We start from the raw sequence: 17,236 nt of genomic DNA on the forward strand, positions 1-17,236 counted from the left end.
GTTCACAGAATATTGAGATAATCCCCTCCTTAATTTTGGGGCCAGGTCGTTAGGCGGGGTTTTATTTCAAATTTTAGAGTTCGTTAGTACTAAAAAGATATGGCTGAAAAACGTAATATATTTCTAGTTGGCCCTATGGGGGCTGGTAAGAGCACAATTGGTCGTCACCTAGCTGATCAATTACACCTTGAATTTTTCGACTCGGATCAAGAAATTGAACGCCGTACTGGCGCAGATATTGCGTGGGTGTTCGATCTCGAGGGTGAGGAAGGGTTCCGTTTGCGCGAAGAAGGCGTAATTTCAGATCTCACAGAAATGCAAGGTATAGTTTTAGCTACCGGTGGTGGTTCAGTATTAAGCAAAGAAGTACGCAATAAGTTATCTGCGCGTGGTATCGTTGTTTATTTAGAAACGCCAATTGAAAAGCAAGTTGCTCGTACACAACGTGATAAGCGTCGTCCTCTGTTACAAACAGAAGAAGCGCCACGTGACGTGCTAGAGCGTTTGGCAGAGGAGCGTGAACCTCTGTATAAAGAAGTTGCAGACTTTGTTGTGCGCACAGATGAACAAAGCGCGAAAGTTGTCGCAAATCAAATCATAGAAAAGCTAGATTTTTAATTATTTTGATCACCTAGGAGGGATGGATGCTTGAGTTGAATGTGGATTTAAACGAACGCAGCTACCCCATCTATATAGGTCAAAATCTTCTAGCAGATGCTGGACGGCTTGCTAAGCATATTGGTAATTGCCGTCCTGTCATTATTTCCAATCACACTATTGCACCGCTATTCTTAGAGCGTTTAATTGACGCGTTAAAAGCGCTGGAACCATTGCACTTTTTACTACAAGATGGCGAGCAATTTAAGAATCTTGAGTCGTTTGAAAAAGTAAATGCCTTTTTGTTAGAAAATAACTGTGGCAGAGACACTTGTTTAATCGCTTTAGGTGGTGGCGTGATTGGTGATCTGACCGGTTTTGTTGCTGCTTGTTATCAACGCGGCGTACCGTTTATTCAAATTCCCACAACACTGTTATCACAAGTTGACTCATCCGTGGGCGGTAAAACCGCAGTAAATCATCCTTTGGGCAAAAATATGATAGGTGCCTTCTATCAGCCTAAAGCGGTATTTATTGATACGGATAGTCTGTCGACTTTGCCTGAGAGAGAATTCGCTGCGGGCATGGCTGAAGTGATCAAGTATGGTCTTATTTACGATGCGGAATTTTTAAGCTACCTCGAAACACATCAAGCGGCTTTACAGCAACTAGATCAAGCTATTTTAACTCGTGTTATTCATCGCTGCTGTGAAATTAAGGCGCTGATAGTCGCCCAAGATGAAACAGAAGCAGGATTAAGAGCATTGCTTAATTTAGGGCATACATTTGGTCATGCAATTGAAGCGCAAATGGGTTATGGAAACTGGCTTCACGGTGAAGCCGTTGCTGCAGGTATGGTGTTGGCTGTTAAGCTTGCTCAGCTAAGAAATGCGTTATCTGGCGCAGAAGTTGCTAGAATTACTGCATTGATAGCAAACTACAGTTTGCCAACCGAGGTACCAGTAGATATGACTTCAGAGCAGTTTTTACATCATATGCGCAAAGACAAGAAGAACAAACAAGGCCGCATTCGTTTCATTGTTCCAACATCTCTTGGTGAATGTGCTTTAGTCGATGATGTGTCTGATGACACGGTGAGATCACTGATAGGGCGCTAATGCAGTCGCGAATATTGCCGAGTCGTTCAGCGTTAGTTGATCGTGTTGCCTTGCAGTTCGAGTATGGGCAAAATTTAATTTGTTTAGTTGGCTCATCTGGGCTTGGCAAAAGTTATCTCGCAGAGTCGTTTATTACCGACAAATATCCTGAGTTCAATAAGGCTTTTATTCATTTATCTGCATCCACCAAAGATGTTGATTTAATGACACAGCTACTGCAAAACAGTTTTACAGGTCCTTTAATCGACGCGACGCAGTCATTAAGTCAAAACTTTTTCCAATTATATCGAGAGCAAGCCTGTGGGCCTTGTTTGTGGGTTTTAGATGGGGCACGACACTTATCAGATGAAATGATAGCGGAACTTCAGTTGTTAGCTAGAAAAAGCCCTGATACGTTATATATTTTGCTGACAGCGCAAGCGCCAAACATTTTACCTGACGCTTTAGATATTCACATTGAACCCTTATCGTTAGTTGAGTCTAAGCGTTTGATGGCGATGTTCTTCAAACAGCTCCCGATGGATGAAGATCCTATTTTTCAAACGTTCTTGCATTCTTGTGCCGGCAATCCTGCACTCTTATTGCAATGGCAGCCTGAGCAGCAAGTCGATTTAAGGACTTCGAAGCCCAACGAGAAAAAAACATCATGGCATCTTGTTTTATTTACAGTGCTATTAGCGATGTTGATGGTGGCTTTTATTTATCAAAAAGAGCTCGTATCGCTTCTGCCTCAATTGCAAAGTGAACAACAAACAAACACGGTATTGCCAAGCGAGCTAGTAGTGACTGAAAACTCAATCGATGAGCAGCCGCAAACTCCTAGTGAGCAAGATATAAGTGAGCGACCATCACAGGCGGTTGAAAAAATACAAAAGCCTAAATCACACACAGCGACTGAGCCAGAGCAAGCATCTCAGGATGTTGCTGCAATAGTCTCTGCTTTAGCTGTGAATAAACCGAATGAATCATATGAGCTGGTCGTAACGGCACCTGATGAGACGAGTCAATCAGAGATAGTAAACAGTGAGGCTGACTCATCAATAAACGAGCAGCCGATGTCAGTCAAACCCTCAATCACAGTAGTAAAAAATGAACAACAGCCGCCTGCTGTTGAACAAACTCAGACGCCTAAACAGCAAAGTTCTGTTGCAGCACAATCACAGACACACAGCCCTGGAAAGACTCCAAATGAAGCAAATTCAGAGGTCGATGATGGTCCTTTGCTGATGACCTATGGAGACGATGAGTGGGCTGTACAACTCTCTGCGGTGAAGGAGCTTACTGTGGCCCGAGAGTTTGTTAACGAATACAATTTAAAAGACGTAAAAGTTTATCGAGCGGTGCGTTTTGGTAGTGATTGGTGGATAGTTGTTCAAGGACCCTACGCGACTTTGGAAGCAGCGCAAGCTGCGCGATCAAAATTGCCGCAAGCAGTGTTGAATGGTCAACCGTTTTTTAAGAAAGTTGACAAAATTAAACAGGAAATAAGCTTACCTACTCGGTAATTATCGACTTTTAGTGTAAGATCGCTCCACATTTTTCATAACTAGAATCAGCATGCAACAAAAGACTCGGGCCTTCCTCAAATGGGCTGGTGGAAAATACAGTTTGGTTGAAGATATCGCTCGGCGTTTACAGTTAGCAAGCCAAGAAGCTGATACATTGGTTGAGCCGTTTGTTGGTGCGGGATCTGTGTTTTTGAATACAGATTTTAAACATTATCATTTAAATGATATTAATGCGGATTTGATTAATTTATACAATGAATTGAAGCGTCAGCCTGACGAGTTTGTCAGCGATGCTAAAAAGCTATTTGTTGAACTTAACAATCATCCCGACGCCTACTACGCCTATCGTTTGCAGTTTAATGAAAGTGTCGATATTTACGAGCGGGCGATCCTATTTCTATATATGAATCGTCATGGTTATAACGGCTTATGTAGATATAACCTAAAAGGCATATTTAACGTGCCATTTGGTAAGTACAAGCGCCCGTACTTTCCAGAAAAAGAGCTCTATGCTTTCGCCTGTAAGGCGCAGCGCGCGACGTTTACTTGTCAAAGTTATGCGGATGTTTTTAAGCGTTTACCACAAAATGCGGTCGTATATTGCGATCCTCCCTATGTGCCGTTGAGCAAAACAGCGTCATTCACCTCTTATGCTAAAGGTGGTTTTGATTTAGATGATCAGGCCAACTTGGCGAATTTGGCTGAGACGGCGGCATTTTCACGACAAACCCCCGTACTGATTTCAAATCATGACACGGTCTGGACGCGCAAAATATATAGTCAAGCCAAATTGGATGTGATCCAAGTGAAGCGCACAATAAGCCCTAAAGGTAATGGTCGTAACAAGGTAAACGAGTTGATGGCGCTGTATACGGGTGAAAAGTTTAAGAAGCGATTTGATTAACAAAAACGCTGAGTAGGATCACAAACAAAGTCACCAAGACTACCCCGACAACAACATAAGGGAGCGCAGACGGTTTGTTAAAATCATCTTGGTATTTTTGTTCACTTTGTACGCCGAAGAGTGCAGCAAGTACACTCTGAACCACCGCAATAAAGCGCATTAGGAATTAAAACCTAGGAGTAAAGCTGACTTGCTCGTCATCATCTGAGCCTAATAGCAGCTCTAGTAAGTCGAGGTAGTGGAACTGTGCGCTACTGCTTTCACCCATTAACCAAGAATACCAGTTGACGTGAGCCTGTTGTTTACAAACTTGAGTGTTGCTTTGTTGTGCTGTTTGACATGTACACATGTTATATCCCGCAAGTGCGATAACGCTTTTGTCTTGCGAAGAGACTCCACCTGATAGCACCACTATGGTGCCCAGCACTAGCATCCGTGTTTTTAGTTGACCCAACATAAGTAAGTTCTCCAACTTCCTGCAATTCTCAAATAATACACAATAGTTGTTCATTAAACAAACTAAAAAATAGCAGCTTTTCAAGCTGTATTTTGGGGAAATACGAGGGGCGGTCTGCTAAGTGGTTATTATTCTGGGTGGATACTACAAAATAGGGTAAAGTAACGAGCAGAATACCGAGGAATTAAAGAGGTTTTACCGTGTCAGTATCTTCAAAATATCTTATCGCACCATCTATCTTATCCGCAGATTTAGCTCGTTTGGGGGAGGACGTAGAAAAAGTTCTTAAAGCGGGGGCAGATGTTGTGCACTTTGATGTAATGGATAACCATTATGTACCTAACTTAACATTTGGTCCGATGGTATGTAAGGCCTTGCGCGATTACGGCATTACAGCGCCAATAGATGTACATTTGATGGTTAAACCGGTTGACTCTTTGATCCCACAATTTGCAGAAGCGGGGGCGACTATCATCACCTTCCACCCAGAAGCGAGTGAACATATAGATCGCACCATTGGCTTGATAAAAGAGCATGGCTGTCAGGCAGGATTGGTGTTTAATCCCGCAACGCCATTACATTACCTAGATTACGTGATGAATAAGTTGGATGTCATATTATTAATGTCTGTGAACCCAGGTTTTGGTGGGCAGAGTTTTATTCCTCAAACATTAGATAAATTGCGCCAAGTACGTGCACTGATTGATGCGAGCGGTAGGGATATTCGCTTAGAAGTGGATGGTGGTATTAAAGCCGATAACATCGCACAAGTTGCTCAAGCCGGTGCTGACATGTTTGTTGCGGGGTCTGCGATTTTTAATCAACCTGACTATCAGGCTGTGATCTCAGAAATGCGTAAGCAGTTAGAGCAGGTTGGTTAATGCGTTATCAAGGCGTTTTATTTGATTTAGACGGCACATTGGCCGACAGCGCACAAGACATGTATATCGCGCTTAATTTGACTTTGACCGAAGTGGCATTTCCTATTGTGAGTTATGCCCAAGTGTCTGGTTGGGTTGGTAATGGTATCGACATGCTGGTTAAGCGCGGGTTAAGTGGCTCAATGACGCTCAACCCTGAACTACCAGAGACATTAATTGACCTTGCTATTTGTACCTTCAAAGGTCATTATGCAGAGCTTGTAGGTGACTATGTGGCGCTTTATCCACATGTCGAAACTGGCTTAGCGGCTTTATCTGGTTTTAAAAAAGCGCTGATCACCAATAAAGACCGTGTTTTTACTTTGAACTTGCTTGATAAACTACATTTGAGCTCACACTTTGATGTGATCATATGCGGAGATGATGGCCAGAAAAAACCATCGCCAGAACCTTTGCTTAAAGCCTGTTCACAGTTAGCATTGACACCTAGCGATGTGATCATGGTTGGAGACTCTAAAAGCGATATTGAAGCTGCGCAGAATGCCGGTATGGATGTCGTTGCCATGACCTATGGTTACAATCAAGGGGTCAACCTACAAGATCTTAATCCACAGTACCTATGTGACGGGTTCTTGGATATAATCCCCATTTTAACTCAGCGATAATAGAATTTTATAAAGGAACATCATGACTAAACCAGTAGTGTTAAGTGGCATTCAGCCAACCGGTGGTATGACAATAGGCAATTACGTAGGTGCCATTAACCAGTGGCTTAACTTACAAGAAGATCATGAAAGTTTCTTTATGCTTGTTGACTTGCATGCGATCACGGTTCGTCAAGAGCCAGAAATGTTACGCCAACGTGTTTTAGATGGTGTCGCATTATATGCTGCATGTGGTATCAACCCTGAAAAAGCAGCCTTATTCGTACAATCACAAGTGCCAGAGCACGCTCAGTTAGGTTGGGTATTAAACTGTTATGCGCAGATGGGTGAACTTAACCGTATGACCCAGTTCAAGGATAAATCAGCAAAGCATGCGAATAACGTGAATGTAGGCTTGTTTGCATACCCTGTGTTGCAAGCGGCAGATATCTTATTGTACCAAGCTGACCATGTACCAGTTGGGGAAGATCAAAAGCAGCATCTTGAGTTAACGCGTGATATCGCAACGCGCTTTAACAATCTTTATGGTGAGGTATTTAAGGTACCAGAACCGTGTATCCCAGAATTGGGCGCGCGCGTAATGAGCTTACAAGATCCACTGAAAAAAATGTCTAAGTCGGACGATAATCCAAATGCGTATATTATGCTGCTTGATGAACCGAAGAAAATCGAGAAAAAGCTTAAAAAAGCGGTGACTGATTCAGACGAACAAGCGCGCATTTATTTTGATCGTACTGAAAAGCCTGGTGTATCTAACTTATTGACATTGTTATCTGTTGCAACAAAACGTTCAATTGAAGACTTAGTGCCAGAATACGAAGATAAAATGTATGGTCACCTTAAAAAAGACACCGCTGATGCGGTAGTCGCTATGATTGAACCGATTCAAGAACGCTTTAAGGCGATCCGTGAAGATCAAACATTGCTTGATCAAATCATGAAAAGTGGTGCAGAAAAAGCGGGGGCGAGAGCCGAGAAAACATTAAAAGCAGTCTATGATGCAGTGGGTTTTATCCCGCGCCCATAAAATGAGAGTTTGATAATGGCCAGGCGCTCGCCTGGCTTTTTTATGGAAATTTCTATGTTATTAATGATCGATAACTATGATTCATTTACTTATAACTTAGTGCAGTATTTCCAACGTTTAGATCAAGAAGTGCTAGTAAAGCGCAATGATGCGTTGAGTTTGTCTGACATTCGGTCTTTGAATCCAAAATACATTGTAGTGTCTCCCGGTCCGTGCACGCCTAATGAAGCAGGCATATCGTTAGCTGCGATAGAGCAGTTTAAAGGCAAGATCCCAATTTTGGGTATTTGCTTAGGCCACCAATCGATTGCCCAAGCGTTAGGTGCGAAGGTTATCAGAGCCAATGTTGTCATGCATGGCAAAACATCTTCGATTAGACATAGCAATCAAGGAGTATTTACGGGTTTACCTGATCCTCTTACGGTCTGCCGATATCACTCATTAGTTGTAGATAAAGCAACGTTACCAAATGGCTTGCAAGTGACTGCGTGGACACAAAATGTAGCAGGCGAAGTGGATGAGATAATGGGCCTGTGCCATAATGACTTAGCACTTGAAGGTGTGCAATTTCATCCAGAAGCAATTTTGACGGAACATGGCTTGAGCCTACTTGATAACTTTATTCGTCGCTTCTAATCTTGTAACTATATGAATAATTTCGGGCTGACTAATATCCTATGAGTGAAGACAACAAGCATTTAAGGATGGCGCAAGCATTGACGGAACGCGCACACGACTTATTGATTAGCCATAGCTTCGCTCAGCAGCAACTCGGTTACATACATACGCTCGAAATGGATTTAGGTGCAAAAGTACCACAGCGTACCATGTTGGAAGTGGAAATTGCAGCCGCGGCCAAGCGCAAAGAGAGTAGTACAAGCCATCATAAATACATAGCCAAAGCCAGTGCCCATATTCATGCTGCCATTGAAGAATCTATAAGCAAACAACGAGATGATATTGATTGTTTGTACTATGAAGTGATGGGGATTGAAGACGGTGTTCCTGCGATTTTTGACTTGTTGGCTGTGCGCTCTGCATCAGTTGGTCGTTTAGAGCCTTTAGTTAATGACCTATCGTGGCTAGGGCGAGAGCTGGTTTCTTTAGTTAACATGCCGCAGTATCGCAAGAAAAGTTCCACTGGGATGTCAGTCAAGGTCGATACACCAGCCTTAGCATTGCGTTATTTGGGTCTGGAAAATTTACAGTGGGTATTACCAACTTACGCAATGCGCCATTGGTTACCTCATTCAACTGACCCATTTCCATTAATGAAACGCAAATTGCGCGAGTTAAGCATGTCTACCGCTGTTGCCGCAAAAGAATTAGCAACGATAAATGGTGTCAAAGAGCAGCACGCATATACACTGGGTATGATGCTGGATGTGGGTAAAGCGGCGTTAACGCGGTTATATTTGCGTACGTTTGAAAGTGTATGGCAAGACCGAGTGATTAAAGCGCGGGATAAAGGCCATAAAGATTTGCATACAGCGCTACTTGAGTTGGGACCCGATCCGCTATTTTTACGCAACCTATTGCTTGAACATTCGGCGAGTGTCACACACCAATTGATAGAGAAAATGGCATTTCGTTATTTACCTTTTGCTGCACCAATGGAAGAATTTGCGGCTATTTATTTACCAAACACAGATAAAAAGTTATCGGATCCTTTGCCTTTAACTTCGATACTGAAAAAGGCGCACGGCTATGCATTGTACCTGATGTTGAAGGACAATCACTTTATTGAGGAAGATGAAGTGGACACCTGGTTTACATACTTAGGGTTGACACCAGCTGAACAAAAAGTGCTCTCAACTTGTACATTCCATGGCATGCAATTGACGATTTCATAATATTTATACAATTTTTTTTACGACTATTCATTCAGTACGCTTTTTAGCAAACGAGTCTAAAAAGCTTACGCGCTTGCTATCTCATCTAAATTTGTGCAAATAGTTATTCACTGGTGCTGAAAAATTATCTCAATCCCTTGAATATCAAGGGCTCTATGAAAGTTTTCTATGAGACTTTAAGCATTTTTTCTGAAATAATGGGTGAATGAAATTTGCGCCAAATAGCAATTTTTACTGCAAAATGCGTAATAATTGAATGTGAAATAACCACTACTAGCGGTGCAGTACTCAACAAAATGAGGAGTTAAAATGACTATTAATCGTGAATTATTCGATGATGTTATGGTGCCTAACTATGCGCCATCAGCAGTTATCCCTGTAAAAGGTGAAGGGTCACGCGTTTGGGATCAAGAAGGTCGAGAGTATATCGATTTCGCCGGTGGTATTGCCGTAAACTGCTTAGGTCATTGTCACCCTGCGTTAGTATCTGCATTAAAAGAGCAAGGTGAGAAAATTTGGCACCTGTCTAATGTAATGACAAATGAACCAGCATTACGTTTAGCTAAAAAGTTGGTTGATGCCACTTTTGCTGACAAAGTGTATTTTGCCAACTCAGGCGCTGAAGCAAACGAAGCGGCACTAAAGTTAGCACGTCGTTTTGCTCTGGATAATTTCGGTGAGCAAAAATCACAGATTATCTCTTTCAATAAAGGCTTCCATGGTCGCACTTTCTTTACCGTTACGGTCGGTGGCCAAGCTGCATATTCAGATGGCTTTGGTCCTAAGCCGGGTGATATCGTTCACTGTGATTACAACGATTTAGCTGCATTCGAAGCATTAATTTCAGACACTACCTGTGCGGTAATGATGGAACCTCTTCAAGGGGAAGGTGGTATTGTTTCTCCGGATGCTGACTTTGTCAAAGGTGTTCGCGAGTTATGTACTAAACACAATGCGCTGCTTATTTTTGACGAAGTACAAACGGGTGTAGGTCGTACAGGTGAACTGTATGCTTACCAAGGTTTAGGTGTCACACCTGATATCTTAACCACCGCAAAAGCATTAGGTGGTGGTTTTCCGATTGGTGCCATGATCACGACAAATGAGATCGCTAAGCACCTTAAAGTAGGTACACATGGTTCTACCTATGGCGGTAACCCGCTAGCATGTGCTGTCGCAGAAGCGGCGTTTGATACAGTGAATACGCCTGAAGTACTTGATGGCGTCAAAGCGAAAGAAGCGTTGTTCCGCGAGTTATTGACGGCTATCAACGATAAATACCAAGTATTTAGCGAAGTACGAGGCAAAGGCCTATTATTAGGTGGTGTTGTTGCTGAGCAATACAAAGGCCGTGCAAAAGATTTCTTAGTTGCTGGCATTAAAGAGGGTGTTATGTCTTTAGTGGCAGGCGCTGACGTAGTACGTTTCACTCCTTCATTGGTGATCCCTGAAGCGGATATTCGTGAAGGTATGGCGCGTTTCGAAAAAGCGGTTGCGAGTGTCGTCGCAAGTAACGCCTAGTCTTGGTGGGCTGCGTTTGTTTCGTAGCCCTAATCTACCGTTTAGTGTTATAACTTGAGGAGTAAGCGGGCTCATGATGATCCTTCGCCCAATCCAAAAAAGCGATTATCCAGCGCTTTTAAACATAGCCCATGAGTCAGGTCATGGCTTTACTTCATTGCCTGTAAATGAAGAGCTTTTACATAGTAAAATTGCGCGCTCTGAAGAGTCTTTTCAAAAAGAAACTGATATTCCATTTGATGAGGGATATTTGTTTGTACTTGAAGACACGGATACCGGAGAAGTCGTCGGTACCAGTGCGATTGAAGCTGCCGTGGGTTTAGATGATGCGTTTTATCATTACCATTTGAGTAAGGTCATTCATTCATCTCGTACTTTAAATGTCTATAAAGCCGTTGATATATTAACGCTGTGTAACGACTACACCGGAGCAACTGAGCTATGTACGCTGTTTTTGAAAGATGGCTATCGCAAAGGCCTCAATGGCAAGCTCTTGTCTAAGTCTCGCTTCATGTTTATCAAGCAACATCAGCATCGCTTTGCCGATACGGTCATCGCAGAAATGCGAGGCGTATCCGATGAAAATGGTAAAAGCCCATTTTGGCAGTGGTTGGAAGAACACTTTTTCTCAATGGATTTCCCAACAGCTGATTATTTGACTGGCATTGGCCAAAAGGTATTCATTGCAGAATTAATGCCTAAGTACCCAATCTATGTGAATTTACTAAGTAAAGATGCGCAAGCTGTCATTGGTGAGGTGCATAACAATACGCGCCCTGCAATTGAGTTGCTAAAAAGCGAAGGGTTTACTTTTAATGGCTATGTTGACATCTTTGACGCAGGTCCTACCGTTGAAGCAAAAGTAGACAATATTCGCACCGTACGCTCAGTGCAAAACAAGCAAGTACGCATTGGCCCAAATAAGGGTGGTTCCCCTGTTATGGTAGCCAATGATAAACTAGCTGGATATCGCGCTACTGTAGCAGAACTTCATATTGCTCCAGAGAGTGAAGAAGTGCTTATTCCAGCGGAAGTAGCGAAGGCATTAAATATTGTTGACGGTGATACGGTCAGCATCGCAACTCTTTAAATTTGTAGGTAATTATTATGACAACACATCCTGCCCAACTAATTAATGGTGAATGGAAAGCAGGTCTAGGCAGTGCATTTAGCTCTGTGAATCCAGCAAATAATGAAGTGATTTGGCAAGCAAACTCAGCAACGGCTGAGCAAGTTGATGACGCTGTAAAAGCTGCGCGTCAGGCATTCTACACTTGGAGTGATTTAGATTTCTCTGCGCGTTTAGACATCGTTAAGCGTTTTGCGGAGGTTTTACAAGAAAACAGCGAAGAGCTGGCGATTGCGATTGCGAAAGAAACAGGTAAGCCACTATGGGAAACACGCACAGAAGCGGGTGCTATGGTTGGTAAAATCGCCATTTCTGAAAAAGCGTATCAAGAAAGAACAGGTACTGTGGAAAACCCAATGCCTGTTGGTCGTGCGGTTATTCGTCATAAAGCACACGGTGTAGTGGCTGTGTTTGGCCCTTACAACTTCCCTGGTCACTTACCAAATGGTCACATTGTACCTGCTTTACTGGCGGGTAATACGGTTATCTTCAAGCCTTCAGAGCTAACGCCTTATGTTGCTGAGCTGACTTTGAAGTATTGGCAGCAAGCAGGTTTACCTGCTGGTGTTATTAACCTAGTGCAAGGTGAAGTTGAAACAGGTAAAGCGTTAGCGTCACACAAAGGTATTGATGGCTTGTTCTTCACTGGTTCTTCACGTACTGGTCACTTATTACATGAGCAGTATGCTGGCCAACCAGGTAAAATTTTAGCGCTTGAAATGGGCGGTAATAACCCGCTGATTGTTAAAGATGCATCAGACACGAAAGCGGTTGTGCACGACATCATTCAATCAGCATTTATCTCAAGTGGCCAACGTTGTACTTGCGCACGTAAACTATTTTTACCTACGGGCGCACAAGGTGATGCGATTCTTGAGCACTTACTTCGTGCAACTAAAGCTATCAAAATAGGCAACTTTGACGACGCAGAACAGCCATTTATGGGTTCTATGATCTCAGAAGCGGCGGCGGCGGGCATGGTTAAAGCACAAGCGCAATTGCAAGCTCTTGGTGCAGAGTCACTGCTTGAGCTGACACATACACCTAATACGGGTTTTGTAACACCTGGTATCATTGAATGTACCAATGTGACTGACTTCCCAGATGAAGAACATTTTGGTCCGCTACTCAAGGTGTTCCGTTATAGCGACTTTGATGCGGCGATTGAAAAAGCCAATGACACGAGTTTTGGCCTGTCGGCTGGACTGCTAGGTGATAGCGAAGCGGATTACGATCACTTCCTTCGTCGTATTCGTGCCGGTATCGTTAACTGGAATAGACCAATCACCGGTGCATCAAGTGCTGCGCCATTTGGTGGTATTGGCGCATCAGGTAACCACAGAGCGAGTGCATACTACGCTGCTGATTACTGTGCTTATCCAGTGGCGTCTGTTGAGCTTGATAAAGTCACTCTACCGGGGACTTTAAGCCCAGGCTTAAACATCGATTAAGTGAATAGCATAATATTATTGGCATTAATGAGTTTCGATAGAATGCTAATACTTTGCTATTAAAAAAAGCAGCTTAGGCTGCTTTTTTTAATTTTCACTGATCTACAAAAGTAGCATTAGGCGTCAGTTTCTGCTTAAATCTATAACAGATGACAGTAAAATCTTAGGTGATGTAGAGATGGTTTTAGATAAACAAGGTTATGACGAATTAGTCATGTATCTGACGCAAAATTTAGCCTTGTTTGAGAAACCCGGTGAAATCAAACCCGGCGCTCCTAAGGTCATGGAGCTCATTGAGGATGTGATTGCAGAGAATGTCATACGCATCTGTGAACAGCATACAGAATTAACCACAGAGCAACGTAGCTTGATTGTACGTGAAGTTGATGGCATTGTTTACGACCTCCAAGAAGTGCTCTCTAGCGTGACTGAACAGCGTGTAACGGTGGAGCAAAGAGAGTTTCTCGAAGAATTTGCAGGGCTAGTCAAAAACATGTTCGACTCAGCCGTTTAAAATATTTACTGTAAGTAGAATAAATAAGAATAAGCACCGCCTTTTTGGCGGTGTTATTGCTTTTATATTGGGGATATTATGCAAGCGAGTGTGAAGTGGGTTGAAGGTGATACCTTTTTAGGACGTTCTGAATCGGGTCACAATGTTGTATTTGACGCGGGTGCAGAAGGTGCTGCGCCATCTCCTATGGAAATGGTCTTAATGTCAGCAGGATGTTGTTCATCTGTTGATGTTGTAAGCATATTAAAAAAAGCGAAACAAGATTTTGACAATGTTGAAGTGAAACTAACGAGCGAGCGAGCAGAGTCGGCGCCGAAAGTATTTAAAAAGATTAATTTGCACTTTGTTGTGACTGGTCGCAGTGTATCTGAAAAACATTTAGCAAGAGCGGTTCAGTTATCCGCAGAGAAGTATTGTTCGGTTGCGTTAATGCTTGATAAAACAGTGGAAATTACTCATAGCCACGAGGTTGTTGAAAGCGAGTAAAAATAACGCTTTTTCATAGCGTGATTTTCGTATAAAATCCGCGAACTTTTGGTTCTGCTAAGCAGATTTACAGTTTGAAGGTTGGTCTATTGTGAACAAGCCCTTTGATAAAATTAAACTCCATGGCTTTAACAACTTAACTAAGAGTTTAAGCTTTAGCATATACGATATTTGTTACGCCAAAACAGAGCAACAACGTAAAGAATATTTAGAGTATATTGACGAACAGTACAGTGCTGACCGTTTAACCGATATTCTTAAAGACGTCGTTGATATTATTGGTGCAAACGTATTAAACATTGCGCGTCAAGATTACGAGCCGCAAGGGGCAAGTGTAACTATTTTGGTATCAGAAGAGCCTGTTGAACAACAGACATTTGATAGCAATGAAACACCGGGACCTTTGCCTGAGTCTGTTGTCGCGCATTTGGATAAGAGTCACATTTGTGTACATACTTATCCTGAAGCACACCCGAATGATGGTATTTGTACCTTCCGTGCGGATATTGAGGTTTCTACATGTGGCGTTATTTCACCACTTAAGGCGCTAAACTTCTTGATCCATTCATTGGAATCAGATGTGGTAACCATTGATTACCGTGTTCGTGGTTTTACTCGTGATGTGACGGGTGTTAAACACTATATCGATCACGCTATTCACTCTATCCAAAACTACATGACAGAAGATACTAAAGAAGCGTATCAGATGTTGGATGTAAACGTGTATCAAGAAAACTTGTTCCACACTAAGATGATGCTCAAAGAAACAGATTTAAACACTTACCTGTTTGGTATCACAACGGATGACTTGAGTGAAGAAGAAGAGACGGAGATCCGTGCGCGCTTAGATCGTGAGATCCAAGAAGTGTTCTACGGACGTAATCTTCCTGAAGTAGATTGATATATAATTATATAAAAAAAGCGCTCATTGAGCGCTTTTTTTATATCTATTAAAACCTAAATTTCATATTTAAATGTTAAGCCTACTAAATGAGGCTCTCCATATTGTACATAGGTCTCGGTCTCGTAGTTATTGAGCGGATTATTCGGGAAGCTAAAGCCTCGTACTTGTGTATCTGTATCGGCTAAGTTACGTCCCCATGCGGTAAGTGACCAATTACTCCTTTGATAGCTCACACTGGCATTGAGTAAATTGCTGCTGTTGGCTTTTGCTTCGTGATTGATCGAGTGATAATAATCATCTTTACCTTCTACCGACATTTGTGCGATCAGGTTATCGGTTAGAGCATATGCGAGTGACAAAGCATACTGATATTTTGGTGCCTGTGCTTGCTCTCTGCCATCAAGATTAATATCAGCAAAATCACCCTCTACTTTGCTGTCAAGGTAACCGAGACTGTAACTAAAACTAAGACTGTCGGTATATTGTAAATTACCTTCAATCTCTAATCCGTAATTACGTCCTTCTGTCGCGTTATCAATGTATTCAATAAATTTCTTTTGGATCTCAAAGGAACGCTTCAGTTGCATATCATCTCTGTGCATGTAAAAAGCGCTGATGCGAACCGTGTGGCGGTTATCTTCAGAACTACCTTTAACGCCAAACTCCGCATTCCACATATATTCAGGCGCAAAACTTTCATTATTTGCCGTGATGTTTATACCTTCATCTTTGGCTTGAGCTAGGGCCTGACCATTAATGCCTCCTATTTTATAGCCACGGGTAAGGCTGGTGTAAATCATAGTTCTCGGCACAACTTGGTACTCAAGCGCCACCTTGGCACCCCACATCCAGTCATCGGTGTCACCTGTGATGGCATTGGAGTCAAAATAGTCGGTGTTGTAATGTTCTGCGCGCAATCCTGTAATAAGCTCGGTTTTTTCCGACAGAGGCGTGATCTTCTGACCAAATAAAGCAATGTGGCTTACATCATAGTTTGAGGTGAACTCTTGCTTTCGAGCGAGCTGTACTTGTTTACGTTTGGCCGATATACCTGTTACCCAATTTTGTGCTTTGTCCGAAAACGTAAGCTCTAAGGTGCCTCTGTCATGCTCCCGTAGGTAGCTATCGGTTGAACTATATCCATATGGATGAAGGCCCGCTGCACACACGCTTGGTTTGGTCGAATCGTTACAAGTCCAATCTTCATCATAGCTATATAGGGTATTGCCGTTGAGTTGGCTAACTAAAATAGTTAAGTCGAATAAATCGGCCCCGGTGTAGTTCGTACTAAGCGCAATCGCGTTGGTTTTTTGGTTATCTTGCCCCGGTTCGTCAGCGCTGCTTTTTCTGTCGTTATTGAGTGAGAAACCGTCGTAGCCGTTATCGATATCTATGTGGTGCGCTACTATTTGAGTGCTTAGCGCATCATTCCAACGGGTGTGAAATTTGATACGTGCAACTTGCTCATCCTGGCTCTGTGTTTTATCACCTAGGTATTGGTTTTCGGTATAGCCATCCGATTTTTGTTGATAGTAACTTGCACGGATCGCACTACTGTCAGTGACCCCCGTGCCACCCGCTAAGCCCGCTTCATGGCTGCCATAATTGCCAATGCCTAGTTTCAGGTTGAATGAAGGCTCCGCTGTTGCTGAACGAGTTTGTATATCGACCATGCCTGCCATTGCATCGGCACCAAACCGTGTACCTTGTGGACCTCGGTAAACGGCAACCTGCTCTGTATCAAATAACAGCGCACTGCCACCAAGGCCAGAATAATCGATGTTATCAACCAACATGCCAACACTTGGATGAATGGGATCAACAAACTGAGAGCGCAGGCCAACACCGCGAATTTGCACAAAACGACCACGAGATGCGCCCGCTGTAAAGTTAACATTGGCTGCACTATTTAATATTTGGTCTAAATAGTTTGCACCTCGAGTGGTGATCAAGTCATCACCCATAATAGTGGCGCTAGCACTTAGCGTCTGTAGGCTTTCGCGCTTAAAATCACCTGTGACTTCGATGGTTTCCATCGGCGTTTCTTCTGCGACGGCAGCAGATGATAAAAGTGCGATAATTGTAGCGCTAATTAGAGAGTATTTTGCGGTCATAGTTCTTTGCTGTTCATTGAGTTGCGGATATTTTAACAAATGGGCAGTGGGTTAAAACCTAAATTACGTATAAATGTGTTATAACGTCGCCACATTTTTTCTAAGTA

The 17,236-nt window shown here is 42.8% G+C and carries 18 protein-coding genes; 15 read left to right on the top strand and 3 right to left on the bottom strand.

Annotated elements, in window-relative coordinates; translation table 11 throughout:
• Positions 1-99: 99 nt before the first annotated feature.
• From aroK to AC5FX4_RS04065, 4 genes are read left to right on the top strand one after another with little or no spacing between them, the layout of a single operon-like run.
• Complete coding sequence (gene aroK, locus AC5FX4_RS04050) at positions 100-618, top strand: shikimate kinase AroK (protein ID WP_476290871.1); 519 nt, start codon at positions 100-102, stop codon at positions 616-618.
• Between the two features lie 26 nt (positions 619-644).
• Positions 645-1,715, top strand: a complete 1,071-nt coding sequence (gene aroB, locus AC5FX4_RS04055) for a 3-dehydroquinate synthase (RefSeq protein WP_493605213.1) — start codon at positions 645-647, stop codon at positions 1,713-1,715.
• Positions 1,715-3,220 carry an SPOR domain-containing protein gene (locus tag AC5FX4_RS04060; RefSeq protein ID WP_493605214.1) on the top strand — a complete coding sequence of 502 codons (1,506 nt, stop codon included), beginning with the start codon at positions 1,715-1,717 and terminating at the stop codon, positions 3,218-3,220. The genes aroB and AC5FX4_RS04060 overlap by 1 nt, the downstream gene beginning before the upstream one ends.
• Positions 3,221-3,272: 52 nt before the next feature.
• Positions 3,273-4,127: a Dam family site-specific DNA-(adenine-N6)-methyltransferase gene (locus AC5FX4_RS04065; RefSeq protein ID WP_493605215.1), complete on the top strand. Its 855-nt coding sequence runs from the start codon at positions 3,273-3,275 to the stop codon at positions 4,125-4,127.
• On the opposite strand, the gene AC5FX4_RS04070 is transcribed toward AC5FX4_RS04065, so the two are convergent.
• Positions 4,108-4,287: a DUF2970 domain-containing protein gene (locus AC5FX4_RS04070; RefSeq protein WP_493605216.1), complete on the bottom strand. Its 180-nt coding sequence runs from the start codon at positions 4,285-4,287 to the stop codon at positions 4,108-4,110. The genes AC5FX4_RS04065 and AC5FX4_RS04070 overlap by 20 nt on opposite strands.
• 6 nt (positions 4,288-4,293) lie before the next feature.
• Positions 4,294-4,584, bottom strand: coding sequence for a hypothetical protein (locus tag AC5FX4_RS04075; RefSeq protein WP_493605217.1), 291 nt, complete (start codon positions 4,582-4,584; stop codon positions 4,294-4,296).
• A gap of 200 nt (positions 4,585-4,784) precedes the next feature.
• Here AC5FX4_RS04075 and rpe point away from each other — a divergent pair, with 200 nt between their 5' ends.
• The 11 genes from rpe (at position 4,785) to speD (ending at position 15,012) form a co-directional block, all read left to right on the top strand.
• The gene (rpe, locus tag AC5FX4_RS04080) at positions 4,785-5,465 is read left to right on the top strand and encodes a ribulose-phosphate 3-epimerase (protein WP_493605218.1); all 681 of its coding nucleotides are present in this window, start codon (positions 4,785-4,787) and stop codon (positions 5,463-5,465) included.
• Entirely contained in the window at positions 5,465-6,130 is a 666-nt protein-coding gene (locus AC5FX4_RS04085; protein ID WP_493605219.1) for an HAD family hydrolase, read from the top strand. Before rpe ends, AC5FX4_RS04085 begins: the two co-directional genes overlap by 1 nt.
• Positions 6,131-6,152: 22 nt before the next feature.
• Complete coding sequence (trpS, locus tag AC5FX4_RS04090; RefSeq protein ID WP_493605220.1) at positions 6,153-7,157, top strand: tryptophan--tRNA ligase; 1,005 nt, start codon at positions 6,153-6,155, stop codon at positions 7,155-7,157.
• A 54-nt stretch (positions 7,158-7,211) separates the two neighbouring features.
• Complete coding sequence (locus AC5FX4_RS04095) at positions 7,212-7,793, top strand: anthranilate synthase component II (protein ID WP_493605221.1); 582 nt, start codon at positions 7,212-7,214, stop codon at positions 7,791-7,793.
• 41 nt (positions 7,794-7,834) lie between these two features.
• Positions 7,835-9,010, top strand: a complete 1,176-nt coding sequence (locus AC5FX4_RS04100; protein WP_493605222.1) for an HDOD domain-containing protein — start codon at positions 7,835-7,837, stop codon at positions 9,008-9,010.
• 309 nt (positions 9,011-9,319) lie between these two features.
• On the top strand, positions 9,320-10,531 hold the full coding sequence (locus tag AC5FX4_RS04105) for an aspartate aminotransferase family protein (protein ID WP_493605223.1): 1,212 nt from the start codon (positions 9,320-9,322) through the stop codon (positions 10,529-10,531).
• A 73-nt stretch (positions 10,532-10,604) separates the two neighbouring features.
• Positions 10,605-11,621 carry an arginine N-succinyltransferase gene (astA, locus tag AC5FX4_RS04110; RefSeq protein WP_493605224.1) on the top strand — a complete coding sequence of 339 codons (1,017 nt, stop codon included), beginning with the start codon at positions 10,605-10,607 and terminating at the stop codon, positions 11,619-11,621.
• Between the two features lie 17 nt (positions 11,622-11,638).
• Complete coding sequence (astD, locus tag AC5FX4_RS04115; RefSeq protein WP_493605225.1) at positions 11,639-13,111, top strand: succinylglutamate-semialdehyde dehydrogenase; 1,473 nt, start codon at positions 11,639-11,641, stop codon at positions 13,109-13,111.
• 178 nt (positions 13,112-13,289) lie between these two features.
• Positions 13,290-13,625, top strand: coding sequence for a DUF3802 family protein (locus tag AC5FX4_RS04120; protein ID WP_493605226.1), 336 nt, complete (start codon positions 13,290-13,292; stop codon positions 13,623-13,625).
• Positions 13,626-13,703: 78 nt separating this feature from the next.
• Complete coding sequence (locus tag AC5FX4_RS04125; RefSeq protein ID WP_493605227.1) at positions 13,704-14,111, top strand: OsmC family protein; 408 nt, start codon at positions 13,704-13,706, stop codon at positions 14,109-14,111.
• Between the two features lie 91 nt (positions 14,112-14,202).
• Complete coding sequence (speD, locus tag AC5FX4_RS04130; RefSeq protein WP_493605228.1) at positions 14,203-15,012, top strand: adenosylmethionine decarboxylase; 810 nt, start codon at positions 14,203-14,205, stop codon at positions 15,010-15,012.
• Between the two features lie 56 nt (positions 15,013-15,068).
• On the opposite strand, the gene AC5FX4_RS04135 is transcribed toward speD, so the two are convergent.
• Complete coding sequence (locus AC5FX4_RS04135; protein WP_493605229.1) at positions 15,069-17,129, bottom strand: TonB-dependent receptor; 2,061 nt, start codon at positions 17,127-17,129, stop codon at positions 15,069-15,071.
• Positions 17,130-17,236: the final 107 nt, after the last annotated feature.

The sequence above is a fragment of the Pseudoalteromonas sp. ATL1 genome (genome assembly GCF_058933015.1).